The sequence below is a fragment of the Vibrio sp. 2130-1 genome (assembly GCF_033339515.1).
In genome coordinates this window covers 1-521 of record NZ_JAWOUT010000713.1, presented here as the reverse complement: position 1 = coordinate 521, position 521 = coordinate 1, and the positions used below count along the sequence as shown (strand labels likewise).

The following is a 521-nucleotide window of genomic DNA, read 5'->3' as shown; positions in this document are numbered from 1 at the left end:
CCGTTCCACGTTGTTATAGAAGCCGCATAGATCGCCGTGAAGAGGAGGGGTCCGACGATCGAGGTCAGGCTGGTGAGCGCCGCCAGTGAGCCTTGCAGCTGCCCCTGACGTTCCTCATCCACCTGCCTGGACAACATTGCTTGCAGCGCCGGCATTCCGATGCCACCCGAAGCAAGCAGGACCATGATCGGGAACGCCATCCATCCCCGTGTCGCGAAGGCAAGCAGGATGTAGCCTGTGCCGTCGGCAATCATTCCGAGCATGAGTGCCCGCCTTTCGCCGAGCCGGGCGGCTACAGGGCCGGTGATCATTGCCTGGGCGAGTGAATGCAGAATGCCAAATGCGGCAAGCGAAATGCCGATCGTGGTCGCGTCCCAGTGAAAGCGATCCTCGCCGAAAATGACCCAAAGCGCGGCCGGCACCTGTCCGACAAGTTGCATGATGAAGAAGACCGCCATCAGGGCGGCGACGACGGTCATGCCCCGGGCCCACCGGAACGAAGCGAGCGGGTTGAGAGCCTC

General features: G+C 62.4%; 1 protein-coding gene. It reads right to left on the bottom strand.

The window, feature by feature from the left end; all coding sequences use genetic code 11:
* Positions 1-521 (bottom strand): MFS transporter (locus R7Q09_RS28285; protein WP_318144226.1); only part of this gene is annotated, 521 nt, incomplete at both ends.